The sequence below is a fragment of the Nocardioides sp. Z50_6 genome (assembly GCF_058215755.1).
In genome coordinates this window covers 166,686-192,418 of the sequence record NZ_JBZAJB010000003.1, presented here as the reverse complement: position 1 = coordinate 192,418, position 25,733 = coordinate 166,686, and the positions used below count along the sequence as shown (strand labels likewise).

The following is a 25,733-nucleotide window of genomic DNA, read 5'->3' as shown; positions in this document are numbered from 1 at the left end:
CGGCACCCGCCCGGGCGACCCCGCTAGTAGAGGCCGGGCCGGACCGCCGGGATCTCGCGGCTCACCGGCAGCTCGTGCAGCGGCCGCACGGCCAGGCCGGGCGGCCCGGTCTCCAGCGCCGCGCGGACCGGCACGCCGTCGAGCAGCAGCTCCACCGAGCGGGCCCGGGCCTCGAGCGGGACCCGGGCGGCCTGGCCCGGCTGCAGCGCCACCTGCTCGGTGTCCACCGGCCGGCCCTGGGCGTCGCTGAGCCGCACCGTCACGTCGGTGACCCGCGAGGCGCCGGCCAGCACCAGCCGCTTCGGACCGGCCGGCACCGGCGCCGCGGCCCGGGTCAGGACCGGCTCGGCGCCCACCGCGTAGGAGAGGTCCTCGCCGGTGACCGAGCGCAGCGCCGCGGTCACCGGGTGGTCGCTGTCGAGCCGCAGGCCCACCGCGCCGCGGGCCGTGCGAGCGCCCAGCAGCCGCCCCAGGTCGGTGACGGTGGTCGACCCGGGAGGGACGACGACCTCCTCGAGCCCGGTCGGCGCGAACTCGCTGCGCGGCGTGACGAGCCGGACCCGCACCAGCGCCTCGTCCGGTCCGGGGTTGGCGACCACGAGCCGGCGGGAGCCGGTGCCGCCGCCGAGGCCCAGGAGGTAGTCGGTGGTCGAGGGCGCGGCCGAGCCGGGCAGCCAGTCGGCGGTGCTGGTGCCGCCGCCCAGCTCGTCGAAGCGGTCGACCACGGCCGCCGCCAGCCGGCCTCGGGAGACCTGGACCCGCAGGGCCAGCTCGTCACGACGGGGCACCACGGCCGCGAGGTCGACGGTGGTCGTCCTGCCCCCGCGCACGGTCAGGCCGCGCAGGGCCGGCACCTCCACCGGCCCCTCCTCCCCCAGCACCGTCACGTCGGCGACGGCCGGGCCGCCGTCGGGGTTGACCAGGACGAGCTCGGAGCGGCTCTCGGCCCCCGCGCCCACGCCGGTGAACCACCGCTCGGCCGCGGGGGCCAGGCACTCCACTCCCGCGCCGGCGCCGCTGCGCACGGCGACCAGGCCGGGCGCGCCACCGCCCTCGCCCTGCAGCACCACGTGGTCGCGCTCGCGCAGCGTGACCACCCGGCCCGGCGTGGGGTCGAGCTCGTCGTCGCGACCGCGCACCCGCAGGGCCGCCTCGCCCGCCGGGTCGGCCTCGTCCGAGCCGGTGCCGGCCACCGTGGCGGCGACCTCCTCGCTGCCGCCCAGGGCGGGCGGACAGACGACCGAGACCCGGGTGAGGGGTGCGGAGGCCGGGTCCCGGCCCGGGTCCTCGGTGGGGGCCGGGTCGACCAGGGCGAGGGCGCCGACGGTGAGCACGGGGACCAGCATCGCCAGCAGGGTGGTCGAGCTGATCGACCGCTCGCGCGGCTCCGCGACGCGGCGCCGGGTGCCGGGGGTGCGTGAGGCGGGCTGGTGGGGGTCCAGCGTCATGAGCGCTGCCTCCTTCCGGCGAGCGTGGGGGCGGCGAGGACGAGCGCGACCAGGACGGCCACGGCCTGGACGACGAGCAGCACCACGCGCCCCGCGGTGACCCGGCTCTCCACGGCGGAGGCGTCCAGCGGGCGGTCGACCCGCCAGGCGCGGGTGCGGCGGTCCTCGGCGCTGGCCTGCACCAGCCCGGAGACCGCGTCCAGCTCGGCGGCGACCCGCCCGTCGGCCGGCGCGGCGAGCACGACGTACTCGATGCCGTGGGCGGCCAGGGCGGCGACGTCGGCGGGTGCGGGGCTGGAGGCGAGCGCGGTGACCGTGCGGGTCATCGACTCGTCCTCGTCGGCGAGGCTGAGCACCTCGTCCTCCCCGACGGTGACTCCGTCGCCGCGGCGCACCCGGTAGCTCAGGCCGGTGTCGACCGAGCCGCGCAGCACCAGCACGCCGTGCTCGTCGCCGGTCAGGGAGCTCTGGGCCATGTAGGCCGGGACCGACTCGACGACGTCGGCGCCGAAGGAGTCCTCGGCGTCCACCACCCACCAGGCCAGGCCGCCGAGCGGGACCGCGGCGGCGGTCACCGCGACCGCGCCGGCCAGCGCCCGCTGCCACCAGGGGTGCCGGGAGACGAGCCGGCGCGTCCACGCCTCGGCGCCCAGCACCGTGGCGACCACGGCCACCCCTTGGAGCACCACCACGAAGAAGCCGAGACTCGGCGGCGTCGAGGTGGCGGGCAGTCGCAGCGTCAGGAACCCGAGGACGGCCACCACCACGGCGGCCGCCAGCGCGATCACCCAGCAGATGGTGACCGGGACGCGGGTCAGCCGCGGCGCGATGGCCAGCACCGCGAAGACGCCGATCGGCGCCCCCAGCCACCAGGGCGCGCCGAGGTCGCCCAGCCGTCCGGTCAGCAGGTCGGTGAAGCCCGCCTCGGCCAGCGGCAGCCGCCCGGCCTCCAGCAGCAGGCCCGTGCCGGAGCCGGTCAGCAGCAGCGGCAGCAGCCACGGGAGCAGCAGCACCGGCACCACGCCGAGGGCCAGCGCCGGCGGCCCCCAGGCGGACCGGTCGCGGAGCAGGCGGGGGCTGATCGCGAAGCCGGCGGCCACCACGATGCCCGCGGCGAGCAGCCCGAAGAGCCAGACCCCGGGCACGAAGGCGGCGGCCAGGGCCAGCAGCAGACCGGTCCGCCAGGCCGCGCGCCAGCGCCGGTCGGGCTCGGGGTCGGCGAAGCCGAGGGCGGCGTGGGCGATCCACGGCAGGAGCCCGGCCAGCACGACCGTCCCGAAGCGTCCCTCGCCCCAGGCCCCCGAGGTGGCCGGCACCAGGGCGTAGGTGGCCGCCCCCCAGGCCAGGACCCACTGCGGCAGCCCCGCGGGGTCGACCAGGCGGCCCACCACCCGCAGGAAGCGCCAGGCCCCCCACAACGACAGGGGGACGGCCAGAAGCATCACGGCGCTGACCACGGCACCCGCGCTGCCGCCCAGCACGGTGCCGAGCAGCGCGAACACGGCCACGTAGGCCGGCGCCGGGACGTCGGTGCCGGTGCCCAGGGGGTGCCGGGTCTCGACGTAGAGGCGCCACCAGTCCCCCACCGAGGCGGGCACCGGGGAGAGCGCACCGCCCTGGATCTCCCCCAGGGCGGCACGGGCCGCGACCAGTGCCAGCACCACGAAGAGGGTCAACGAGACCGCGCGGGGGTTCGTCAGGAAGCGGACCACCAGGCCGGTGTCCTCGAAGAGCTCCTCGTCGTCCTCGCCCGGCGGGCCCGGCTGGCCGGACCGGTCAGCGGGGCGGGACGCTTCCCGCCCCGACGCCACCGCACCCGGGTCGTCGGTCCGGGCGGCCCGGCGCCGCTCCGCGACGTCCTGGGCCTGCCCGACCAGGGCCCCGAGGAGGTCGGAGAGGAAGTCCAGACCGTGCCGGTAGGGCACCCACCACGGGGCGAGCAGGCGGCGTACGTCGCGCGGCCGCACGCCGTGCTCCCGCGCACGCCGCCGGCGGGCGTCGCGGATCTGGCCGGGGCGGCCGTAGACGTTGACCAGCGCGGCCAGCTCGTCGAGGGCCTCGCCCACCGAGCGGACCAGCAGGAACCCGAGGACCCGCAGCAGGGTGCCGAGGAGGAGCCGCACGACCTGCCAGGGCAGGCGCCGCGACTCCACGTTGGCCAGCAGGGTGAACAGCGCCGCCCGCCGCTCCTGGTAGTGCGTGTGCCGCCCGGTCAGCGGCGTCCGGCGGATGCCGCGGTGCGCCGCCTCGGCGTGGAAGACCACCGCCTGCGGGACCACCAGGGTGCGCAGGCCGGCGCGCGCCGCCCGCCAGCCGAAGTCCATGTCGTTGCCGAACATCGGCAGCGCCTCGTCGAGACCGCCGAGCCGCTCGAGCGCCTCACGGCGCACCAGCATGCCGGCGGTGTTTACCGCGAGCACCTCGCGCACCTGGTCGTGCTGACCCTGGTCGTACTCGCCGCGCTCGAGGCCGGTCTCGCGCCGGCCGGTGCCGGAGATGGTGACGCCGAGCTCGAGCAGGCGGCGCAGCGAGGGCCACTCGCGCAGCTTCGGCCCGAGGACCTGGGCGTCGGGGTGCTCCTCGGCCGCCGCGACCAGGGCGGCGAGAGCGTCGGGATCGGGGGCCGAGTCGTCGTGCAGCAGCCAGATCCACTCGTCGTGGTTCTCCTCCGCCACCGGCGGGAGGTGCTCGAGGGCGAGGCGGACGGCGGCGGGGTAGGAGGTGGAGCCGGGCGCGGCGACGACCGCGGTCTCGGAGAAGGCGTCGCGGACCAGCTGGGCGGACTGGTCCTTGCTGCCGGTGTCGACCGCGATGCCCCGGTCGACGGGACGGCGCTGGCGACGCACACCGCGGAGCACCCCCGGGAGCCACCTCTCCCCGTCATGGCTGACGAGGACGGCGGAGACGATCACCGGGGCAGCCTAACCACCGCCCGATGAGCGGCGGACCAGGGTCAGACGGCCCGCTTCTTCAGCTTGCGCCGCTCGCGCTCGGAGAGCCCTCCCCAGATGCCGAAGCGCTCGTCGTTCATCAGTGCGTACTCGAGACAGTCGTTGCGGACGTCACAGGTCAGACAGACCTTCTTGGCCTCGCGGGTGGAACCCCCCTTCTCGGGGAAGAACGCCTCCGGGTCGGTCTGCGCGCAGAGCGCGCGATCCTGCCAGCCCATCTCCTCGGCGTCGGAATCAAGGAGAAACAGTTCTCGCATACGCCCTCGCCTCTCGACCCTGCAGGCCCTGCCGGACCCGTGTTGCTTTCCGCGTCCCCGGGCAGTGTGCCCGAGATCTCACGTCGTGAACCTGAATGAATAACACTGTGGGAATTACATGCCTGTCGTACCGCGGAAGTCAAGCCCGGCCGTGTTATATCGGGTCGATCCGGGGGGCCTGACCAGACCACCTGTCCGGGCTGCGAACCTTACGGGCGAAGATGTGTCCATGCGCAACATCACGGTGCTCTCCGGTGGTATGGGCGGAGCCCGCTTCCTCCAGGGCCTCAAGCACGGCCTCGCGGCCGGGACCATCCCAGGAGTGTCGCCGGAGGCGAGCGTGACGGTCGTCGGCAACACCGCCGACGACCTGTGGCTGCACGGCCTCAAGGTCTGCCCCGACCTCGACACCGTGATGTACACCCTCGGCGACGGCATCGACGCGGAGCGGGGCTGGGGCCGCAGGGACGAGACCTGGAGCGTCAAGGAGGAGCTCGCCGCCTACGGCGTGGAGCCGACCTGGTTCGGGCTCGGCGACCGGGACGTCGCCACCCACCTGGTGCGCACCCAGATGCTGGAGGCCGGCTACCCGCTCTCCGCCGTGACCGAGGCGCTGTGCCGGCGGTGGCAGCCCGGCGTCCGGCTGCTGCCGATGACCGACGACCGGGTCGAGACCCACGTGGCGATCGCCGACCCACAGGCGCCCAGCGGGCGTCGGGTCGTCCACTTCCAGGAGTACTGGGTGCGCCTGCGCGCCGAGGTGCCGGCCGAGGCGCTGCTCTTCGTGGGGCTCGACGCCGCCACCCCCGCGCCAGGGGTGCTGGAGGCGATCGCCGAGGCCGACCTGGTGCTGCTGCCCCCGTCGAACCCGGTGGTCTCCCTGGGCACCATCCTCGGGGTCCCGGGGGTCCGCGAGGCGCTGGCCGCCGCGACCGCCCCCGTGGTGGGGCTCTCCCCCGTCGTCGCGGGCAGCCACGTGCGCGGGATGGCCGAGCAGCTGCTCCGGTCGGTGGGGGTCGAGGTCAGCGCGGGTGCGGTGGGCCTGCACTACGGCGCCCGCAGCACGGGGGGCGTGCTGGACGGGTGGCTGGTCGACGAGCGGGACGCCGACCAGGTCGCGACCACCCAGCAGGCCGGCCTGCCCACCCGGGCGGTGCCGCTGATGATGACCTCGCCCGAGGCGACGGCCGCGATGGTCGCCGCCGCGGTCGACCTGGTGGGCTGATGGCGGCCTCCGGACGCCTCGAGGTGGTCGCGCCCGACGGGGTCGGCGAGATCGCGCCCGGCACGGACCTGGCCGCCCTGCTGGTCCGCCTGCTGGCCGGTCTGGACTCCCCGGTGCGCGACGGCGACGTGGTGGTGGTGACCAGCAAGATCGTGAGCAAGGCCGAGGGCCGGCTGGTCGACGCCGCCGAGCACGCGGCGGCGCTGGAGGCCGAGACGGTCCGGACGGTGGCCAGCCGCGGGGCGACCCGGATCGTGCGCAGCCGGCTCGGTCTGGTGATGGCCGCGGCCGGCATCGACCGCTCCAACGTGCCCGCGGGCAGCATCGCCCTCCTCCCGGTGGACCCGGACGCGTCCGCGGCGCGGTTGCGCCGGCGCCTGCACGAGGCACTGGGCGTCAACGTGGCCGTGCTGGTCACCGACACCGCGGGCCGGGCGTGGCGCGAGGGGCAGACCGACATCGCGATCGGCGTCGCCGGCCTCGAGCCCCTCGAGAGCCACGTGGGGCGCGTCGACGCCCACGGGCACGAGCTCGCGGTCACCGCCCCGGCCGTGGCCGACGAGCTGGCCGGCGCGGTCGAGCTGGCCCAGGGCAAGCTGGGCGGCCGGCCGGTGGCCCTGGTCCGCGGGCGGCCCGACCTGGTGCTGCCGGCCGGGGTCGACGGCCCCGGCGCCCGGGCCCTGCAGCGGCCGGTGCGCGGCGACATGTTCGGCCTCGGGACGCGCGAGGCGGTGGTGGCGGCCCTGCTCGGCGACCCCGAGGACCGGACCGTCTTCGGTGCGCCCACCGACGTGGCCGAGCTGACGGGCGTGCTGCGCCGCCTCGACCCCGGCGTCGAGGTGACCCCCGAGGGGGCCGACGGGGCGGGCCCTCACCGGGTCCGGCTGCCGGCCGGGGTCTCGCGGAGCGCCGTGGCCGCCCTCTGCTTCAGCCACGGCTGGGACCTCGCGGAGTGGGCCCCGGACGCGGATCGAGCCGTCGCTCGCATCTCGCCCGCGGTTCCGTAGACTGCACGCCGACCCGCCCCCCGGTGGGTCGCCGAAGACGAGACGAGGACGCCCCCGACGTGGCCAACAAGGACAAGACGAGCCGACAGGCCGTCATCGACGACATCCGCAAGCAGCAGAAGTCGGCCGAGCGCCGCAAGGGCAACGCCATCGTGGTCGGCGCCGTGCTGGCGGGCCTGCTGATCATCGGATCCGCCGTCTGGGCGGCCACCGGCGACTCCCGGGAGCTGCGCGAGTTCAAGGACCAGGCCGTGGGCGAGATCGGCGCCCCGGCGTCCTCCTGCCAGGAGGTCGAGACCAAGAAGGCCAGCGGGAGCCAGGACCACGTCCCCGAGGGCACTCCCCTGACGTACGAGGACGCCCCGCCCGCGTTCGGCCAGCACTACGACATCTGGGACTCCATCGACCGGAAGTTCTACACCGACGACCGCCCGGACCTCGGCGAGCTCGTGCACAACCTCGAGCACGGCTACACGCTGATGTGGTACGACGAGACGATCGCCGACGACGAGGAGCAGATGAAGACGCTGCGCGGCATCGCCAGCAAGTTCGAGAACGACGAGAACCTGCGCAACAAGTTCAAGGCCGTGCCGTGGCGTGACGAGGACGGCGGCAAGTTCCCCGAGGGCCAGCACATCGCCATGACCCACTGGTCGATCGGCGGCGCCGGCAACCAGGACCCGGAGAAGCAGGTCGGCGTGTGGCAGTACTGCTCGGAGCCGAGCGGCGAGGCCCTGGAGAAGTTCATGCTCGACTACCCCTACATGGACTCCCCGGAGCCCGACGCGATCTGAGGCACCGCACCGTTCCGGCCGGAACGGCTCAGGTCAGCTCCTCGTGGCCGTCCTCCTGGAGGGCGGCCACGATGCTCTTCACCTCCTGCGCCCGCTCCCGCGAGGTGACCAGGAGGGCGTCCCCGGTGTCGACCACGACCACGTCGTCGAGACCGATGACCGCGACGGTCCGCCCGCCCGCCGGCACCACCAGGCCTGAGCTGTCGATCGCGCGGACCAGGGCGTCGTCCCCGAGCACGGTGACCCCACCGCTCGCCGCGCCGGCGCCGAGCAGGTCGCCGAGGGAGGCGAAGTCGCCCACGTCGTCCCAGCCGAAGCGGCCGGCCACCACCGCGACCCGGCCCGCGGCGGCCGCGGGCTCCGCGACGGCGTGGTCGATCGCGATCCGGGGCAGCGTGGGCCACACCTCCCCCAGCGTGGCGGGCGCGGCGGCGATCCCGCGCAGGGCGGCGGCGAACGCCGGGTCCTGCTCGGCGAGCAGGTCGAGCAGCACCGACGGCCGGACCACGAACATCCCGGCGTTCCAGCGGTAGCCGTCGGCGACGTAGCGGGTGGCGACGTCGAGGGTGGGCTTCTCCACGAACTCGGCGACCCGCCTGGCCTCGAGACCGGGCAGCGGCTCGCCCGCGCGCACGTAGCCGAAGCCCGTGGCGGGGTGCGTCGCCTCGATCCCGATGGTCACCAGCCAGCCCTCGCGGGCGGCGGCGTGCGCCTGCTTCACGGCGGTGCCGAAGGCCTCCTCGTCGGTGATCACGTGGTCGGCGGCGAAGGAGCCCATCACCGCGTCGGGGTCGCGCAGCTCCAGGAGCGCCGCGGCCAGCCCGATGGCGGCCATCGAGTCCCGCGCCGACGGCTCGGCCACGACGTCGCCGGGGCCGAGGTCGGGCAGCTGGGCGAGCACGGCGTCGCGGTGGGCCTGCCCGGTGACCACCAGCGCCCGCCCCTGGGTCAGCGGGGTCAGCCGGTCCAGGGTGTCCTGGAGCAGGGTCCGCCCCGAGCCGGTCAGGTCGAGGAGGAACTTCGGCGCCCGGCGCCGCGACAACGGCCACAGCCGGGTGCCCGCTCCCCCGGCCGGCACCACCGCCCAGAACCCGTCGAGGGAGGCGGCGGGGCGCGCCGCCCGGTCCGGGAGGGGCTGCGGTGACTGGGTCATGGCGGGAGGCTAGACGACCCGGCGCCTAGGCTGGCGCGGTGCCCACCTTCAACGACGTGCTGGCCCGGCAGCTGCGACGCGACCCCGGACGTCCGCTCGTCACCTTCTACGACCACCTCACCGGGGAGCGCGTCGAGCTCTCGGTGACCACCTACGCCAACTGGGTGGCCAAGGTCGCCGGGCTGCTGGCCGACGAGTGCGACCTCGAGCGCGGGCAGCGGCTCCGCGTCGACCTGCCCCCGCACTGGCTGGGCCCGGTCTTCCTGGGAGCCGCCTGGACGGTGGGCCTGGTCGTGGTCGCCGACGAGCCGGCCGACGCGGTGGTCTGCGGCCCGGGGAGCCTCCCGGCGTACGCCGACACAGCGCGGGACCGCCCGGTCCTGGCCTGCAGCCTGCGCCCGCTCGGCGTCCGTTTCGCCGACCCGTTGCCGGCGGGGGTGATCGACGTGGGCCTGGAGGTGTGGGCCCAGCCCGACGGGTTCACCCCCCACGACCCGCCGCAGCCCCAGGACGAGGCCGTCCCCGGGGTGAGCCAGGACCAGCTGATGACGGCGGCCGCCGCCGGGAGTCTCCTCTCCGACGGCGGCCGCCTCCTCACGGTGGCGAACCCGACTTCCCCATCAGGTCTGGCCACCTTCACCGAGCCGTTGGCCCGGGGAGGGTCTGTGGTGCTGGTGGCCGAGGCGGACCCCGGCCGCCTGGCCGCGACCGCCGACGACGAGCGCGTCACCGACGTGCACGAGGCCGGGTGAGCCTCAGCCCGCCAGGTCGTAGCCCCCGAGGCCCTCGCCGAGCAGCCGCAGGCCGCGCAGGCCCTTCGCGCTGCCGTTGATGAGGTAGAGCCGGCCGGTGGCCGCCTCGCGGACCACCAGGTCGGTCCGCGGCCCCAGCTGGGCGTCGGCGATCGGGACCTGCCAGTCGTAGGCGCTCAGGTCGTAGGACGGGTTGGAGCGGGCTGCCAGCCGGAGCGCGGCCCGGCTCAGGCCGGTGGCCGCCACCGGCTCGAGGTAGCCCCCGGCCCCCTGCCCGCGGTAGAGGAGCGCCTGGCCGCCGGCGGGCGTCCGCATCAGGTCGGGGTAGCCGTCACCGGTGACGTCGCCGACCGCCTCGACCGCCTCGCCCGCGGGCCAGCCGCTCCCCAGCAGCACCGGGGCCGCGAGCTGTCCCTGGCCGTTCCCGCGGCGGAGCAGGAGCCCGCCGTCGCCCTCGCGGGTGAGGACGTCGCCGAACCCGTCGCCGTCCCAGTCGCCGGCGTTGATCAGCAGGTTGGAGCCGGAGAGGTCGGCGCCGGTGTCGATCGGGCTGCCGAGGTCGAAGCTGCCGCGGTTGGGCACCACGACCAGCGCGGGGCCCCGCCGGGCGACCAGGTCCGGGGCGGTGCCGTCGACGACCTGCACGGCGCTCATCCCGCTGAGCCGGGGCAGGTTGGCCATCGGGCCCTGCGGCTGTCCGAAGGAGCCGTTCCCGAGGCCGGGCAGCACGTAGACCGCGCCGGAGCGCTTGCGGGCGACCAGGTCGGCCCGCCCGTCACCGGTGAAGTCGGCGCCCCCGACCAGCTGGTTGTAGCCCGACCAGTCGCCCGGGGTCCGGCGGGCCTTGCCGAAGGTGGCCGGACCGGTCCCGAGCCGGGTCCAGACCACGCCCTTCTTGTCGCGGCCCAGGAGGTCGGGACGTCCGTCGGTGTTGATGTCACCGACCCCGATCAGCCTGGTGTAGCGCCCCCATGAACGCCCCAGACTGACCCGGGTGAATCCCGACTTCGCGGTCCCGAGGAAGGCGACCGCCTGCCTGCTGCCCCGCACGACCGCCACGAGGTCGTTGCGCCCGTCCCCGTTGGTGTCGCCCACCGCGGTGAGCATGCGCACGTCGCGCATGGTCTTGACGGTACGCACGGACTTCTTGAACCCGCCGGTGCCGTTGCCGGGCCTGATCTTGCCGCCCTTGCGAGAGGTCACCACCAGGTCGGCCACGCCGTCGCCGGTGAGGTCGGGCGAGGCCACGACGTCGGTCGGTCCCCGCCAGCCCTTCTTGAAGACCGTCAGCGTGCGGTTGAACGCCGCCAGGCCGCCGGTCGGGAGGACGAACCCCCGGCCGTCGCTGGCCCGGCGCACGACCAGGTCGGGGTGGGCGGTGCCGGCCAGGTTGGAGCTCAGCGGGGCCTCGTGGAACTCCTCCGGCGGCGCCGGGGGCGCGGTGGGCGGTGCCGGGGCGGCCGCGGCGGCCGCCGTGCGGATCGCCGGGAGCTGGGCGTAGAGGTAGCGGCCCGGGCAGGCGGTGCTGCCGGCGTCGCGGTGGCCGTTGATGGCGGGGAAGACCTTCTTGCCGACCTGCTGCGAGGTCGAGGCGGGGTTGACGCCGTGCAGGCCGAGCTTCCAGCCGAAGAGCTGGCCGTAGGCGGCGATCATCTCCGGGGTGGGCTGCACGAGCTCGAAGTTGCCGATCGCCGACATGGCGAAGGAGTAGTCGTTGTAGCCGAGGGTGTGCGCCCCGACCACCGCCTTGTCGACGCCGCCGTAGCGGCCCTCCCAGATGCGGCCGAAGCGGTCGACGAGGAAGTTGTAGCCGATGTCGCTCCAGCCCCGGGACTTCACGTGGTAGGCGTAGATGCTGCGCAGGATGCCAGGCACCTCGTCGGCGGTGTAGTCGTTGGCGTTGACCGTGTGGTGGACGAAGCCGGCGCTGATCGAGCCGTAGCGCAGCGAGGACTTGCTGCGGATCTTCTCGTTGGCGCCCCACTGGGCCCGGGAGAAGATGGTGGGCATCGCGGCGTTCTTCCGGGCGGCCTGCAGGGCGATGGCCCCGTCGCCGTCGGTCGTCGCAGCCTCGCCGCCGTCGCTCGTGGCGGTCCCCCCGGCGGCAGCGCCCCCGGTGCCGAGCTCGGGAGTCTCCTCGCGGACCTCCTCGGCCTCGCCCGGGTCGATGACGGCCAGCGACAGGTCGCCGGGCAGTCCGTCCTCGGCGCCCGCGCGGACCTGGACCTCCTCCACGTCGCCGACGATCAGCGGGTCGGTGCCGGGGCGCGCGGAGCGTGCGTCGGGGCTGCCGGGCTCGGGGGCGTGGTCGTCGTGGAACTCCAGCTCGGTCCAGTCACTCCAGCCCTCGCCCTCCCGGGTGCGCACCTCGAGGGTCAGGTCGTGGTCGGAGACGGTCGACTCCGGGGACCAGGTGACCCCGACGGCGCCGTAGCCCTCCACCGGGGCCGCCACCACGGCGGTCTCGGCGGTGCCCGCGGGCTCGGTGGGCTCGGTGGGCTCGGTGGGCTCGGCCGGCTCGGTGGCGCCGTCGGCGGCCAGCGACTCGGGGACCCCGGGCCCGGTCGGCTCGCTCCCCTGCGAGGCCCGCGGCGCGGCGTCGGCCTCGGCCGGCTCCAGCGCGTACTCGGTGACCTCGGGGTCGACCGCCTCCGTGGGCACCTCGGCGGAGGCGAGGACGGCGCTGGACGCGCCTCCCGGTGAGGGAGGCTGCGAGACCACGTCCAGGCTCATCACACTGGCGGCGGGTGTCAGGACGGCGAGCACCACGCCGAGGGCCAGCAACTGCTGGCAGGCGGTGATGAAGCGGGCGTGAGTCGAATGCATTCTTGGCTACTCCAGTGCGGGGGAAGGTCACACGAGTAGCAAGTTTCACATCCGTCACAGGGGTGACGGCAAGTGGAACTGAGTAACTACAACGTTGTAATTTCCAGTCGCCACGCCGACGTTCTTCAAGTTTGTCAATTCGTCACGGGTAAAACCACCAGAAACATGAGTCACACCAGCCCCAGCACGCCTGGCACGGCGAGCGGCCCGACCGACCGGGCTAGACGGCTGGGAAGGGTGGTGCGGACGACGACTCCGACCCCCTGGGGTCAGATGTCGGCCCCGAGACCGTCGTCCTCGCTGCCGTTCCCGTCCTCGTCGTCGTCGTAGTGCAGGAACTTGATGCCCTCGTCCACGTCCCCGTCGAAGGTCAGGCGGCCCTTGTCGAGCACCAGGACGCGGCTGCAGAGCTTGCGCACCGAGCCGGGGGCGTGGCTGACGTAGAAGATCGTCGTCCCGGCCTTGCGGATCTCGTCCATCTTGTTCTTGCACTTGCGCTTGAAGGGTCGGTCCCCCACCGCCAGCGCCTCGTCGGCGATGAAGATGTCGGAGTCGACGTGGATGGCCACGGCGAAGCCGAGCCGGGCCTTCATGCCCGAGCTGTAGTAGGCGACCGCGGTGTCGAGGAAGCTGCCGAGCTCCGCGAACTCCACGATCTCGTCGAACTTCCGTTGGGTCTCGGCCCGGCTCATCCCCAGGATGGCGGCGTTGAGCAGCAGGTTCTCCCGCCCCGTCAGCTGCATGTCGAACCCGGCACCGGTGGCGATCAGGCCAGCGATCCGACCGCGGGTGAGCACGGTGCCGGCGTCGGGGCGCATCACCCCGCTGATCATCTTCAGCAGCGTTGACTTGCCCGAGCCGTTGAGGCCCATCAGCCCGATCGACTCGCCCTCCGCGACGGTGAAGCTGACGTCCTCCACGGCGTTGAAGACGTCGTGGGTGCGCTGCCCCCGCGCCCGGGCCAGCAGGATCTGCTTCAGGGAGCGGTGGTACTGCATGGTGAAGGACTTGGTCGCGTGGTGGACCTCGATGTAGTTGGTCATCAGAGCCGCTCCGGGACGCGCTTCTCGAACTTGCTGAACCACAGCTGCGCGAGCGCGAGCAGCACCACCGAGACCATTACCATGACCACGCCCCGGGTCCACAGGTCGTCGGGCATGTGCAGGGCCGCGGTGGCCGTCGGGTCGTCGGTCGTGCCTGTCCAGAAGCACCGCTGGATGAGCAGCACCGCCTCCGCGACCGGGTTGTAGAGGTAGATCTCAGCGCCGGTCTCGCCGAAGCGGTCCTGCACCAGGGTGAAGGGATAGAGCATCGGCACGCTGAAGGTGACGAACTGGGTCAACGTCTGGACGACCTTGCTGAAGTCCCGGAAGAAGACGTTGGAGACGCTGAAGAAGAGCGCGAGCGCCAGGCCGAGCAGCAGGATGAGGGCGAAGCCCAGCAGGCCCGCCAGCAGGCCCAGGGCGTCGGGACGCCAGCCGGTGAAGAAGCAGGCGATGACCAGGATGAGGAGCATCGGTCCGGTGTGCCAGAGGGAGACCAGCATCCGCGCCACCGGGAAGAGCTCCTTGGGCATGGCCAGCTTGGTGATCAGGCTGCGGTTCATCACCAGTGACTGGGTGCCGCCGGCGAAGGTCTCGGTGAAGAAGTGGACCAGGACCATCCCCGCGAAGAGGTGGATGGCGAAGTTCTCCATCCCGCTGCCGCGCCCGATCATCACCTGGAAGATGAAGTAGAACATCAGGAACCGCACCAGCGGCTGGAGGTAGCTCCAGGCCCAGCCCAGCACCGTGCCCTGGTAGCGCGCCTGCATGGTGTTGCGCACCAGCATCCCGAGCAGGTAGCGCTGGCGGAAGACCTCGAGGAGCCCGGAGCGCGCCGCCGGCGGGGCCAGCGGCGGCAGGTCGGGGCGTGCGGAGTCGACTTCTGCGTCGGTCATCGCGGCGTCGGGGCGAAGGTCTGCCCCTCCTCGCTGCTCCACGGCTCGAAGGTCTTCTCCCACTGCTCGGGGGACGTCACCTCCGCCAGGGCGGCCTGGTACTCCGCGGCCAGCCGGGGCCACTCGCGGTAGAGCCGCGCGTGGATCTCCACGGTCCGGCGGAGCAGGTCGCGGTAGAGCTCCGGGTCGCGCCGGTAGAGCGCCACCGACGTGCCGTCGTTCATCGACACCACCGCGGAGTCGTACTTGACCAGGTTGAACCAGGCGGCGTCCAGCGCGGTCAGCTCGGCCTCCGGGTGACGACGCGACATCTCCCGCACCGGGCGCAGCTGGCGGATCGGGGCGAGGCCGGCCTGGATCAGCGCGCTGATCCGGCCCGGGATCTCGATGTCGCTCTTGCCCTTCTTCGGGGGCTTCTTGCGGCGCACCGGGGGCAGCTCGTCGCGATCGGCGTGCAGCTGGGCGTCGCTGAACTGCTTGCGGAAGGCGTTGACCTCGGCCAGCTTGGTCGGCAGGTCCTCGTGGAGCCGGTGGGGGCCGGCCAGCACGTCCTCCAGCGCCCGGTGGCGCAGCTCGGCGGTGGAGTACTGCAACGAGGCCAGGTGCTTGACCTGGTGGTTGAAGCTCTCCCGCACCATCCGGCCGCCACGGTCGTAGGGCGAGTGCAGCAGGGCAGCCACGAAGCGGTTGCGCTGGTGGAAGTAGGCCTGCCAGTCGACGCCGTCGTTCTTGTCCGACCACGGCACGTGCCACACAGCCGCGCCGGGGAAGGTCACCGTCGGGTAGCCGGCCGCCTTGGCGCGCAGGCCGAACTCGGAGTCGTCCCACTTGATGAAGAGCGGCAGGGAGAGGCCGACCTCCTCCAGCACCTGACGCGGGATGAGGCACATGAACCAGCCGTTGAAGTCGACGTCGGCCCGCTTGTGGAGCCACCGCGAGGAGCGCAGGTTCCGGGCGGCGAAGTCCCAGTCGCTGTAGCCGTCGAGCCGGGTCTGCCACCAGAAGCGCCACGGCTGGATGATCTCGCCGAAGGAGTGGAGCCGGGAGCGGCTGTAGATGTTGAACATGTGCCCGCCGACGATGGTGGGGCGCTTGGCGAGGTCGGCGAACGTGATGGCCCGCATGATGCCCTCGGGCTCACAGACGACGTCGTCGTCCATCATCAGCGAGTAGGTCGCGGTGCCCTTGCGGATCGACTCCAGCTGGCCGCGGGCGTAGCCGCCGGACCCGCCGAGGTTGCCCTGCACGATCACGCGCAGCTTCTCCCCCAGCTCCTTCTCCGCGGCCGGGAAGAACTCCGAGTCGGTGACCGGCTTGGTGCCCTGCTCCATCACCAGCACGGTGTCGAGGTAGGGGCGCAGCACCTCGTCGTCGGCGAGCTGGCCGATCAGCTTGGCGCAGAAGTCGGGCCGGTTCATCGTGGTGATGCAGATGTCGGTGGTGCCGTGCTCGGCGCGGTCGTCCGGGACCTCGGCGCTCCACTCGGCGGACTCCACGACCGCCTCGTCGTCGCCGGCGATGACGTCGTACCAGTACCAGCCACCGTCGACGAACGGCGCGAGGGTCAGGTCGAAGGAGTAGGTCGAGGCGCCCTCGGACTGCGTCACGGTGACCGAGTCGACGCGCTGGGAGTGACCGCGGGCCATGGACTTGTAGACGGTCAGCATCGCCCCGCGACCGCGCAGCCGCACGGTGAGGGTGACCCGGTCGACCACGGTCCACCGGCGCCAGTAGGAGGCCGGGAAGGCGTTGAAGTAGGTGCCGAACGAGATCGACTGCCCGCTGGGGACCTGCAGCGAGGTGCGGGAGCGGATCTGCTCGGGGTGGAGCGCGCGACCGGTCGACGTCGACTGGCGGATCACCGCGTTGTTGAGGTCCTTGGCGGCCTTGTTGCCGCCGACCTCGTGCCGGTCGGTGTCGAGCCGCGCCTCCTCCAGGTCGACGTAGAGGGGGAAGACCCCGGGGTCCCTGTCCAGCGGGAAGATCTGCCGCTGGAGCAGCCTGGTGGTGGTCATTCGTCCACTCCTCCGCTCTTGAGCTCCGCCCCGTCGGCGAAGTGAGGCTTGAGCTTGTTGTCGTACATGGAGAGCGCAGCCCCGATGGCCATGTGCATGTCGAGGTACTTGTAGGTGCCGAGGCGGCCGCCGAAGAGGACCATCGGCTCGGCCTTGGCCAGCTCGCGGTACTTCAGCAGGATCGCCCGGTCCTCGGCGGTGTTGACCGGGTAGTAGGGCTCGTCGCCCTCCTCGGCGAAGCGGCTGTACTCGTGGACCACGATGGTCTTGCCGGCCAGGTGCTTGCGCTCGGGGTGGAGGTGCTTGAACTCCAGCACCCGGGTCCACGGCACGTCGGCGTCGTTGGCGTTGACCACGCCGGTGCCCTGGTAGTCGTCGACGTCCAGGGTCTCCTGCTCGAGGTCGATGGTGCGCCAGGACAGGCGACCCTCGCAGTTGCCGAAGTACTCGTCGACGGGGCCGGTGTAGACGATCGGCACCTTGCCCTTGTAGTCGCCCGCGTCGAAGTCGTCGGTCACCTCGAAGAAGTCGGTGTTGAGCCGGACCTCGATGTTGGGGTGCTCGGCCATCCGGGTCAACCAGGCGGTGTAGCCGTCGACCGGGAGGCCCTCGTAGGTGTCGTTGAAGTAGCGGTTGTCGAAGGTGTAGCGGACCGGGAGGCGCGTGATGATGTCGGCGCTCAGCTCCTTGGGGTCGGTCTGCCACTGCTTGGCGGTGTAGCCCTTGACGAACGCCTCGTAGAGGGGCCGGCCGATCAGGGAGATCGCCTTCTCCTCGAGGTTGGTGGCGTCTTCGGTGGCGATCTCGCTGGCCTGCTCGGCGATCAGCGCCCGCGCCTCGTCGGGCGTGTGGGACTTGCCGAAGAACTGGTTGATCAGCCCCAGGTTCATCGGGAAGGAATAGACCTGTCCCTGGAACTTGGCGAAGACCCGGTGCTGGTAGGAGGTGAAGTCGGTGAACCGGTTGACGTACTCCCAGACCCGGCGGTTGGAGGTGTGGAAGAGGTGGGTGCCGTACTTGTGCACCTCGATCCCGGTCTCCTCGTCGAACTCGCTGTAGGCGTTGCCGCCCAGGTGGCTGCGACGCTCCACCACGAGCACCTTGAGCCCCAGGTCGGTGGCACACCGCTCGGCGATGGTGAGGCCGAAGAACCCGGAGCCGACGACCACCAGGTCGGGACGGTCGCGGTGCTCGGTCGACGGGTCGAACTCGGTCAAAGGGTGCTCCTCAGCATCTCGGCAAGCGGCCATGAGTCTAGCCACGGGTGGGGTCGGAGCCCGGCACCGTGCGCATGCCCCGGGCATCGCGGATGGCACGGATCACGTTCCGGGCCTCCGCCCTGCCCCCGCGCACCGGGCTCAGCAGCGCGACGGCCAGGGCGACCAGGTAGGGCTTGGCGCGCACCGCGGCGTTGGAGCCGTAGCGGAAGTGCACCGCGAAGAGGTTGCGGTACATGAAGTAGCCCTTCCAGCCGGCGAGGTCGTGCTGCTGGTTGAAGTCGAGCTGGCGCACCAGCACCGCGTCCCGGACCGCCACGATGGGGAAGCCCGCCCGCCGGGCCCGCAGGGCGTAGTCGACGTCGTCGTAGAAGATGAAGAAGGACGGGTCGGGCAGGCCGATGGCGTCGACCACCTCGCGGCTGACCATGAACCCCTCGAAGGCGACGTTCTCCACCGGCACCACCGGCGGCATCTGCGCCCGGGTGGCGTAGGTCGAGTCCACGCTGGCCGTCTTGGGGCGCACCGCGAGCGGGTTGTCCAGGTCGAAGCGGATGGCCGCCTTCTCCACCAGGGCGCCCGACAGGTCCTCACGGACCGCCATCAGGCACGGCTCGGGGCGGGCCAGCAGCACGGCCAGGCAGTCCGGGGCGGGCACCACGTCGTCGTCCATCAGCCAGATCCGGTCGTGGCCGGCCTCGTGGGCCGCTCGGGTCCCGGCGTGGAAGCCGCCCGCTCCCCCGAGGTTCTCGGTCATGGTGAGCACGGTCAGCGGCAGGTCGGTGCGCCCGGCGAGCACGGCGGCGGTGTGGTCGGTGCTGGCGTTGTCGACCACCACCACCTCGGCGGGGCGCACGGTCTGCGCCGCCAGCCCGTCGAGCATCCGGGCCAGCAGGTCGGCGCGGTTGTAGGTCACCACCACCACGGCCGCGCCGGGCAGGGACCCACCCGGCCCGTCGGCGTGCGGCTCAGTCATCGAGGAACCTCCGGTGCCCGGAGAAGTCGCCCCGGAGGCCGTCGCGCATCGCGCCGGCGCTCAGTCTCAGCCGCCCCAGGTCGCGTCGGGTGAGCAGGTAGAACCACACGGTCTTCACCACGAAGGCGCCCGCATGGGCCCAGCCGCGGTAGTCGCGCAGGTTGACCAGGTTGTTGCGCGCCATGCAGTAGTGCTTGAGGTCGCTGGGGCTGTGGTTGTAGGTGGTCCGGCCGAACATCATCGGCGTGCCCAGCTCGCCGACGGCCGGGTGGCGCACCACCGCGTCGGTCACCGTGGCCACCCGGGCGCCGTCCCGCTCCGCGCGCAGCCGGTACTCGTGGTCGTCGCCCCAGATGAAGAACTCCTCGCGCGGCAGGCCGATCCGCGTCACCAGCTCGCTGGTCACCAGCACCCCGTTGAAGGGGATGACCACGTCGCGGATCAGCCCGTCGCGGGCGGCGGCGCGCACGTCGTCGAGGCGTCGTACGACGCGGGTGCCGCCGGGCAGCCTGATCGGGAAGACCAGCCGCTGGGGGTCCTCCTCGTCGACGACGAGCGGACCCCAGAAGTCGAGCTCCCCGTCGCGGCGCAGCAGCAGCTCGAGGCAGTCGGGGTCGGGCAGCCCGTCGTCGTCCATCAACCACACCAGCCGGGCCCCCTCGGCGACGGCCCACTCCAGGCCGTCGTGGAAGCCGCCGGCGCCGCCGCGGTTGGTGGCGCTGGTGCGGTACCGCAGCACCGGGCCGGCGCCGGGGGTGCGTGCTCCCCCGGCCTGGTCGGCCTGGTCGGCCTCGTCAGCCGCGTCGGCCAGCCACTGGGCGGTGCCGTCGGTCGAGGCGTTGTCCAGGACCAGGACCTGGTCCAGGCCGTCGACCTCCCGCAGCCGGGCCACCAGGCGGCGCAGCAGCGTCAGGCGGTTGAAGGTCACCACGACCGCCACCACGCCGTGCTGCCCTGAGGCCTTCTCCTGGGTCACGGCCCACACCCTAGGCGGGGGTCGCGACCCCGTCCGAGCCGGGACCGCTCAACAGGCAGAACCGAGGTCCTCGGCCTGGTTGGCGGCGTAGCCGGTGTTCAGAGAGCCCACCGAGCCGCCGGTCACCGGCGGCGGCGCCGGCGGCGCCGGGGCCGCCTGCTCGGGGGCCTCCTGCTCCGGGGTCCCCTGCTCCGGGGCGGCCTCGACCACCGACTCCGGCTCCGGCGCGGGCGCGGGCTTGATCCCCTCGGCCCTCTCCAGGGCCGAGGTCACGGTGGCGTGCACCAGGTCGATGTCGGGCGCGGCGGTGTTGATCAGCGGCGGGACGAGCGAGACGGTCGACATCTTCTCCGAGCGCGCCTTGAGAGCGAGGGCCAGGAAGCGGTCGACCTCGCTCGTCGGCACGTTGGTCGAGACCATGTCGCTGCCGGCCTTGGCGATGGCCTCGAAGTTGCGCAGCGCCTGGTCGGGGCTGATCTGCTGGAGCATCGCGTTCATCACGCACTTCTGCCGCGCCATCCGCGAGTAGTCGTCGGAGCCGTGCCTGGCCCGGGCGAACCAGAGGGTGTCCTGGCCGTTCAGCTTCTTCACGCCCGGCTCGATGTAGTGGAAGTAGGACTCGTGCGGCAGCCCGACCGGGATCCGGGACCGCACGTTGAGGGTCACTCCGCCGGTGGCGTCGACCAGGTCCTTGAAGCCCTGGAGGTTGACCATCGCCCAGTAGTTGACGTCCAGCCCGGTGATCCCCTCGACGGCGGAGACGGTCGCGTCGATGCCGGGGGTCTCGGAGTCGCCGAAGAGCTCGGGGTTGTCCTGGGCCCAGGTGCTCACGCCGTTGAGGTAGCAGCCGTCGCAGTCGAAGCCCTGCGGGAACTGCTTCGCCATCGGCGACCCCTCCTTGAAGGGGAAGTTGGCCATGTTGCGGGGCAGGCCGACCAGCACGGTGCGCCCGGTCTCCTCGTCGATGCTGGCCACCGTCAGCGAGTCGGGACGCAGGCCCCAGCGGCCCTCGCCGGAGTCGCCGCCGAGCAGCAGCACGTTGTAGCGCCCGTCGTGGGCGTCGACGACCTCGCCGTCGCCGAACATCGTGACCAGGAACTCCCGCTGCACCCCGACCAGGTGCGCGCCGAAGAGCAGCGTCCCGGCGACCGAGAAGCAGAGCACGCCGTTGACCCCGACGACGGCGAGGCGGTGGTTCTGGAGCAGCGTCAGCGGCTGTCCCAGCCGCCAGGCGTCGACGAAGAGCACCGCCCAGCCGACGGCCAGGAGCATCAGCGCCAGGCGCAGCGCGCCCAGCAGCAGCGTGTTGGAGACCGCCCAGAAGGCGAAGGGGTGCCACAGCACCGAGAGCAGCAGGGCCAGCGCCCCGAGCCCGAGCAGGCCGATCCACACGCGCAGGGCGATCCAGCCGATGCGGCGGTTGCCCGCGACCAGCTGCGCGGAGCCGGGCACCAGCAGGGTCATCAGCATCAACGAGACCGCGCGCCGGAACCGGACGCGGGCGGCGCGGTCCCCGACGCCGGGAGCACGGACGCCGGTGGGGGGCGGGAGGGGCGACGACATCGGGGCGGACCTCACTGCTGGGGAAGGGCTGGGGAAGGGCCGGGGAAGGGCCGACAGATCCGCTCTCAGTATCACCAGTCACACCGGTCACAGGCGTCAAGACCGCGGCCCCGGCGTGTCCGAGGGCACCGGCACCCCCTGCCTCCCCGGCTACCCGGTAGTTTCGGCCCCATGGCTGAGCGACCCCGGGGAAAGGGGCGCCCCGAGGAGGGCACCCCCGAGTACCAATGGCTCTACGGATCCAAGGGCCCCTTGTCCTCCGACGACGCGACCCGCGCGGTCCCGCGCCCCTCGGACCGGGGGCGCGCGGCGACGCCCGCCGCCGACGCCGACGGGACCCGGATGATGCCGGCGAGCACACCCCGCCGGACGACGTCCTCGACTCCCCCGCCGGCGGCCCCTCCGGCCGGGCCGCCCCCATCCGGCCGGGAGCGGCGCGGCGGTCGCGGGCCCCGAGGACCCCGGCGCCCCCGGCTCGGGGTCTTCCGGGTGGTCCGCTGGGTGCTGCTGCTGTGGCTGGTCTTCCTGGTCGCGGTGCCGTTCTGGGCGTGGTCGAAGGTGACCAAGGTCGACGCCGACCCGGGCGGTGAGCGCCCCGCCGAGCAGCCCGGGACGACGTACCTGCTGGTCGGCAGCGACTCGCGCGGCGACCTGACCGAGGAGCAGCGCCGCGAGCTCGGCACCGGTGGCGCGACCAGCCGGCTCGCCGACACCATCATGCTGCTGCACACCGGCGACGGCCCCAACCTGCTGATGTCCATCCCCCGTGACTCCAACGTCGAGATCCCCGGGCGTGGCACCTCCAAGATCAACGCCGCCTACGCGTGGGGCGGGCCGAAGCTGCTGACCCGCACCATCGAGGAGAACACCGGGATCCGGATCGACCACTACGTCGAGGTGGGCTTCGGCGGCTTCGTCGACATGGTCGACGCCGTCGGGGGCGTGGAGATCTGCCCGGAGAGCGCCATGCAGGACAAGGACGCCAACCTCGACATCGAGGCCGGCTGCCAGGAGGCCGACGGCAAGACCGCCCTCGGCTACGCCCGCTCGCGCAAGACCTCCGCTGACCTCGGCGACATCAAGCGGGCCGAGCACCAGCGCGAGGTCGTCGCGGCGGTGGGCGGCAAGGCCCTGTCCCCGTGGAGCGTCCTCAACCCGCTGCGCTACTACGGGCTCTCCACGGCCACCGCGGAGTCGTTCCGGGTCGGCGAGGGCAGCAGCCCGCTGGCCATCGCGCAGTTCGGTCTGGCCATGACGAAGGTCGACGGCGAGAGCGGCCTGACCTGCGGCATCCCGATCCGCGACCTGGCCGTCACCTGGGACCCCGAGCGCTCGCAGCGGCTCTTCACCCACATCATCGAGGACGACACCGAGTCGGTCCCCGCCGAGCTCTGCACCCCCTCGGGGCTCCAGCGGTGACCGGCGCCTCGGCGGGTGCCACCTCCTTCGAGACCCTCACGGTCGAGCTGGACGAGCACGGGGTCGCCCTGCTGACCCTCGACCGGCCCGAGGCGCTCAACTCCTTCACCGTCACCATGGCTGCCGAGCTGGAGCACTTCTTCACCGCCGCCGCGCTCGACGACGAGGTCAGGGCGGTGGTGGTCACCGGGGCCGGCCGGGCGTTCTGCGCCGGGATGGACCTGAGCGCCGAGGGCAACGTCTTCGGCCTCGACGAGTCGCTGGACCCCACGCCCGAGGAGCTGCGCGAGCGGTTCGACGACGAGGAGTGGGCCGCCGGCGTCCGCGACACCGGCGGCAAGGTGACCCTGGCGATGCACGCCTGCCCCAAGCCCGTGCTGGCGGCGATCAACGGGGCCGCGGTCGGCATCGGCGCCACCATGACGCTGGCCGCCGACCTCCGGCTGGCCTCCACCCGGGCCCGCATCGGCTTCGTCTTCGGCCGGCTGGGCATCGTCCCGGAGGCCTGCTCCACCTGGTTCCTCCCCCGGATCGTCGGGGTCCAGCAGGCGCTGGAGTGGATCTACTCGGCCGAGATCCTCTCCGCCGAGCAGGCGCACGCCGGCCGGCTGGTGCGCTCCGTGCACGAGCCGGACGCCCTGGTGCCGGCGGCGCTGGAGCTGGCGCGTTCCTTCGTGGTCGACCGCTCGCCGGTCGCGCTGGCGCTGGCCAAGCAGCTCCTCTACGCCGGCAGCGCGGCCCCGCACCCGCTCGAGGCCCACCTGGCCGACTCGCTGGCCATGTTCCACACCAGCATCGGCGACGGCAAGGAGGGCGTCGCCGCCTTCCGGGAGAAGCGCGCGCCGCGCTTCACCGGCCGTGCCTCGCAGCTGCCGCGGATCTTCGAGGGCTAGCGCGTACCGGTCGGGGGCCCCGCGCGCATCCGAGGCCCTCACGCATCCCCGCCCGTACCGCGGGTACGTCATCTGGGACGACGTACGCACCACGGACGCGAGGAGCAGTTTCGATGAAGGCAGTCACCTGGCAGGGCACCGAGGACATCCGGGTCGAGGAGGTGCCGGACCCCAGGATCGAGGAACCCACCGACGCGATCATCAAGGTCACCTCCACCGGCCTGTGCGGCTCCGACCTCCACCTCTACCAGCCGCTGTCGCCCTTCATGACGCCCGGCGACGTGGTCGGTCACGAGCCGATGGGCATCGTGGAGGAGGTCGGCAGCGAGGTCGGCAACCTCCAGGTCGGCGACCGGGTGGTGGTCCCCTTCCAGATCGCCTGCGGCCACTGCTGGATGTGCGAGCGCCAGCTCTTCACCCAGTGCGAGACCACCCAGGTCCGCGAGTACGGCTCCGGCGCCGAGCTCTACGGCTACAGCAAGCTCTACGGCTCGGTGCCCGGCGGCCAGGCCGAGCTGCTGCGGGTGCGCCAGGCGCAGTTCTCCCCGATCAAGGTGCCGCACGGCCCCGCGGACGACCGGTTCCTCTTCCTCTCCGACGTGGCCCCCACCGCGTGGCAGGCCGTCGCCTACGCCGACGTCCCCGACGGTGGCACCCTGCTGGTCCTGGGCCTGGGGCCGATCGGCCTGATGTCGGCCCGGATCGGCATCCACCTGGGCCTGCGGGTGATCGGCGTCGACCGGGTGCCTGAGCGGCTGGCCCGGGCCGCGGCGGCCGGCGCCGAGATCCTCGACATGGACGCCGTCGACGACATCGCCGAGGAGGTCCGCTCGCGGACCTCGGGCCGCGGCGCCGACTCGGTGGTCGACGCGGTCGGGATGGAGGCGCACGGCTCGCCGGTAGCCGAGATGAGCCAGAAGGCGCTGGGGCTGCTCCCCCGCAAGCTGGCCGCGAGCCTGATGCAGCGCGTCGGCGTCGACCGGGCCGCGGCGATCACCACCGCGCTGGACGCGGTGCGCCGCGGCGGCACGGTCTCGCTGAGCGGGGTCTACGGCGGCCAGACCCAGCCGCTGCCGCTGATGGACATGTTCGACAAGCAGCTCCAGCTGCGGATGGGCCAGGCCAACGTGCGCCGCTGGCTCGACGACCTGATGCCGCTGGCCCTCGACGACGCCGACCCGCTCGGGCTCGAGCACTTCGCCAGCCACCACCTGCCGCTGGACTCCGCTCCCCAGGCCTACAAGGACTTCCAGACCAAGGCCGACGGCACGTTCAAGGTGGTCTTCCAGCCCTGAGCGCGCACCCCGCACCGGGCCGCATGGCGGCCCAGTGCGGGGGTACGGGTCAGCCATGCGCATCGGATACACCCTCATGACCGAGCAGGCCTCCCCCTCCGACCTGGTCCGCCACGCCGGGCTCGCCGAGCAGGCGGGCTTCGACTTCGAGGTGATGAGCGACCACTACTTCCCCTGGCTCGACGAGCAGGGCCACTCCGGCTACGCCTGGGCGATGCTCGGCGCGGTGACCCAGGTGACCAGCCGGGTCGAGCTGATGACCTACGTGACCTGCCCGACCTTCCGCTACCACCCCGCGGTGGTGGCGCAGAAGGCGGCGACCGTGCAGCTGCTCTCCGAGGGGCGGTTCACCCTCGGCGTCGGCTCCGGGGAGAACCTCAACGAGCACGTCGTGGGTCAGGCGTGGCCGGCCGTCGACGTCCGCCACGAGATGCTGGTCGAGGCGCTGGAGATCATCAACGGCCTCTTCGACGGCGGCTACGTCACCCACCACGGGGTCCACTTCGACGTCGAGTCCGCCAAGCTGTGGGACCTCCCCGAGACCCGGGTGCCGATCGGGGCGGCGATCTCCGGCAACCAGTCGATCGAGCTGCTCGCTCCCCTGGTCGACCACATGATCACCACGGAGCCGACCGGCGAGCTGGTGGCGAAGTGGGACGGCGCGGGCGCCCGCGGGACGCGCAAGATCGGCCAGATGCCGATCTGCTTCGACCGCGACAAGGACGCCGCCGTGCAGCGCGCCCACGAGCAGTTCCGCTGGTTCGGCGGCGGCTGGAAGGTCAACGCCGAGCTGCCCGGCACCGCCGGCTTCGCCGGGGCGAGCCAGTTCGTCCGCCCCGAGGACGTCGCGGAGTCGATCCCCTGCGGAGACGACGTGGGCGCGGTGGTGGAGGCCGCGGCCGCGTGGCGTGAGGCCGGCTTCACCGACCTGGCGCTGATCCAGGTCGGCGGCGACCACCAGGAGGAGTTCCTCGAGTGGGCCGAGTCCGACCTGCTCCCCGCGCTCCGCGATGGCCAGGCGGGCTGA

The 25,733-nt window shown here is 73.0% G+C and carries 20 protein-coding genes; 8 read left to right on the top strand and 12 right to left on the bottom strand.

The window, feature by feature from the left end:
* Positions 1 to 23: 23 nt before the first annotated feature.
* The 3 genes from AC4BGE_RS09915 to AC4BGE_RS09905 are packed head-to-tail and all read right to left on the bottom strand — an operon-like array spanning position 24 to position 4,656.
* A complete protein-coding gene (locus tag AC4BGE_RS09915) occupies positions 24 to 1,448 on the bottom strand; it encodes a DUF5719 family protein (protein ID WP_490575181.1) in 1,425 nt (474 codons plus the stop codon).
* Positions 1,445 to 4,360, bottom strand: coding sequence for a glycosyltransferase family 2 protein (locus tag AC4BGE_RS09910; RefSeq protein WP_490575180.1), 2,916 nt, complete (start codon positions 4,358 to 4,360; stop codon positions 1,445 to 1,447). The genes AC4BGE_RS09915 and AC4BGE_RS09910 overlap by 4 nt, the downstream gene beginning before the upstream one ends.
* Positions 4,361 to 4,401: 41 nt before the next feature.
* Positions 4,402 to 4,656, bottom strand: coding sequence for a WhiB family transcriptional regulator (locus tag AC4BGE_RS09905; protein WP_181312323.1), 255 nt, complete (start codon positions 4,654 to 4,656; stop codon positions 4,402 to 4,404).
* 229 nt (positions 4,657 to 4,885) lie between these two features.
* On the opposite strand from AC4BGE_RS09905, the gene cofD reads away from it, so the two are divergent.
* Genes cofD through AC4BGE_RS09890 form a run of 3 tightly spaced genes read left to right on the top strand, consistent with a single transcriptional unit; the run spans position 4,886 to position 7,682 of the window.
* Positions 4,886 to 5,881, top strand: coding sequence for a 2-phospho-L-lactate transferase (cofD, locus tag AC4BGE_RS09900; RefSeq protein WP_490575179.1), 996 nt, complete (start codon positions 4,886 to 4,888; stop codon positions 5,879 to 5,881).
* A complete protein-coding gene (gene cofE, locus AC4BGE_RS09895) occupies positions 5,881 to 6,888 on the top strand; it encodes a coenzyme F420-0:L-glutamate ligase (protein ID WP_490575178.1) in 1,008 nt (335 codons plus the stop codon). The genes cofD and cofE overlap by 1 nt, the downstream gene beginning before the upstream one ends.
* 59 nt (positions 6,889 to 6,947) lie before the next feature.
* The gene (locus AC4BGE_RS09890) at positions 6,948 to 7,682 is read left to right on the top strand and encodes a DUF3105 domain-containing protein (RefSeq protein ID WP_490569219.1); all 735 of its coding nucleotides are present in this window, start codon (positions 6,948 to 6,950) and stop codon (positions 7,680 to 7,682) included.
* A gap of 28 nt (positions 7,683 to 7,710) precedes the next feature.
* On the opposite strand, the gene AC4BGE_RS09885 is transcribed toward AC4BGE_RS09890, so the two are convergent.
* Positions 7,711 to 8,835: a mannose-1-phosphate guanylyltransferase gene (locus AC4BGE_RS09885; RefSeq protein WP_490575177.1), complete on the bottom strand. Its 1,125-nt coding sequence runs from the start codon at positions 8,833 to 8,835 to the stop codon at positions 7,711 to 7,713.
* 38 nt (positions 8,836 to 8,873) lie between these two features.
* On the opposite strand from AC4BGE_RS09885, the gene AC4BGE_RS09880 reads away from it, so the two are divergent.
* Positions 8,874 to 9,587 carry a TIGR03089 family protein gene (locus tag AC4BGE_RS09880; RefSeq protein ID WP_490575176.1) on the top strand — a complete coding sequence of 238 codons (714 nt, stop codon included), beginning with the start codon at positions 8,874 to 8,876 and terminating at the stop codon, positions 9,585 to 9,587.
* Positions 9,588 to 9,590: 3 nt separating this feature from the next.
* Here AC4BGE_RS09880 and AC4BGE_RS09875 read toward each other — a convergent pair whose 3' ends face one another.
* The 8 genes from AC4BGE_RS09875 to AC4BGE_RS09840 all read right to left on the bottom strand — a co-directional run bounded on the left by AC4BGE_RS09875 (position 9,591) and on the right by AC4BGE_RS09840 (position 21,099).
* A complete protein-coding gene (locus AC4BGE_RS09875) occupies positions 9,591 to 12,413 on the bottom strand; it encodes an FG-GAP-like repeat-containing protein (protein WP_490575175.1) in 2,823 nt (940 codons plus the stop codon).
* Positions 12,414 to 12,682: 269 nt separating this feature from the next.
* Positions 12,683 to 13,456, bottom strand: a complete 774-nt coding sequence (locus AC4BGE_RS09870; protein ID WP_490569223.1) for an ABC transporter ATP-binding protein — start codon at positions 13,454 to 13,456, stop codon at positions 12,683 to 12,685.
* The gene (locus tag AC4BGE_RS09865; protein WP_490569224.1) at positions 13,456 to 14,352 is read right to left on the bottom strand and encodes an ABC transporter permease; all 897 of its coding nucleotides are present in this window, start codon (positions 14,350 to 14,352) and stop codon (positions 13,456 to 13,458) included. The genes AC4BGE_RS09870 and AC4BGE_RS09865 overlap by 1 nt, the downstream gene beginning before the upstream one ends.
* A complete protein-coding gene (locus AC4BGE_RS09860) occupies positions 14,349 to 16,367 on the bottom strand; it encodes a glycosyltransferase (RefSeq protein WP_490575174.1) in 2,019 nt (672 codons plus the stop codon). The genes AC4BGE_RS09865 and AC4BGE_RS09860 overlap by 4 nt, the downstream gene beginning before the upstream one ends.
* On the bottom strand, positions 16,364 to 17,584 hold the full coding sequence (gene glf / locus AC4BGE_RS09855; RefSeq protein ID WP_490575173.1) for a UDP-galactopyranose mutase: 1,221 nt from the start codon (positions 17,582 to 17,584) through the stop codon (positions 16,364 to 16,366). The genes AC4BGE_RS09860 and glf overlap by 4 nt, the downstream gene beginning before the upstream one ends.
* A 37-nt stretch (positions 17,585 to 17,621) precedes the next feature.
* On the bottom strand, positions 17,622 to 18,560 hold the full coding sequence (locus AC4BGE_RS09850; RefSeq protein ID WP_490575172.1) for a glycosyltransferase family 2 protein: 939 nt from the start codon (positions 18,558 to 18,560) through the stop codon (positions 17,622 to 17,624).
* The gene (locus AC4BGE_RS09845; protein ID WP_490575171.1) at positions 18,553 to 19,536 is read right to left on the bottom strand and encodes a glycosyltransferase; all 984 of its coding nucleotides are present in this window, start codon (positions 19,534 to 19,536) and stop codon (positions 18,553 to 18,555) included. The genes AC4BGE_RS09850 and AC4BGE_RS09845 overlap by 8 nt, the downstream gene beginning before the upstream one ends.
* A gap of 48 nt (positions 19,537 to 19,584) precedes the next feature.
* The gene (locus tag AC4BGE_RS09840) at positions 19,585 to 21,099 is read right to left on the bottom strand and encodes an LCP family protein (protein ID WP_490569229.1); all 1,515 of its coding nucleotides are present in this window, start codon (positions 21,097 to 21,099) and stop codon (positions 19,585 to 19,587) included.
* A gap of 171 nt (positions 21,100 to 21,270) precedes the next feature.
* Between AC4BGE_RS09840 and AC4BGE_RS09835 the strand changes: the two genes are divergently transcribed.
* The 4 genes from AC4BGE_RS09835 (at position 21,271) to AC4BGE_RS09820 (ending at position 25,733) form a co-directional block, all read left to right on the top strand.
* A complete protein-coding gene (locus AC4BGE_RS09835) occupies positions 21,271 to 22,518 on the top strand; it encodes an LCP family protein (RefSeq protein WP_490575170.1) in 1,248 nt (415 codons plus the stop codon).
* Entirely contained in the window at positions 22,515 to 23,411 is an 897-nt protein-coding gene (locus AC4BGE_RS09830; RefSeq protein ID WP_490575169.1) for a crotonase/enoyl-CoA hydratase family protein, read from the top strand. The genes AC4BGE_RS09835 and AC4BGE_RS09830 overlap by 4 nt, the downstream gene beginning before the upstream one ends.
* Positions 23,412 to 23,524: 113 nt before the next feature.
* Entirely contained in the window at positions 23,525 to 24,706 is a 1,182-nt protein-coding gene (locus AC4BGE_RS09825; RefSeq protein WP_490575168.1) for an alcohol dehydrogenase catalytic domain-containing protein, read from the top strand.
* 55 nt (positions 24,707 to 24,761) lie between these two features.
* Positions 24,762 to 25,733, top strand: coding sequence for a TIGR03557 family F420-dependent LLM class oxidoreductase (locus AC4BGE_RS09820; protein ID WP_490575167.1), 972 nt, complete (start codon positions 24,762 to 24,764; stop codon positions 25,731 to 25,733).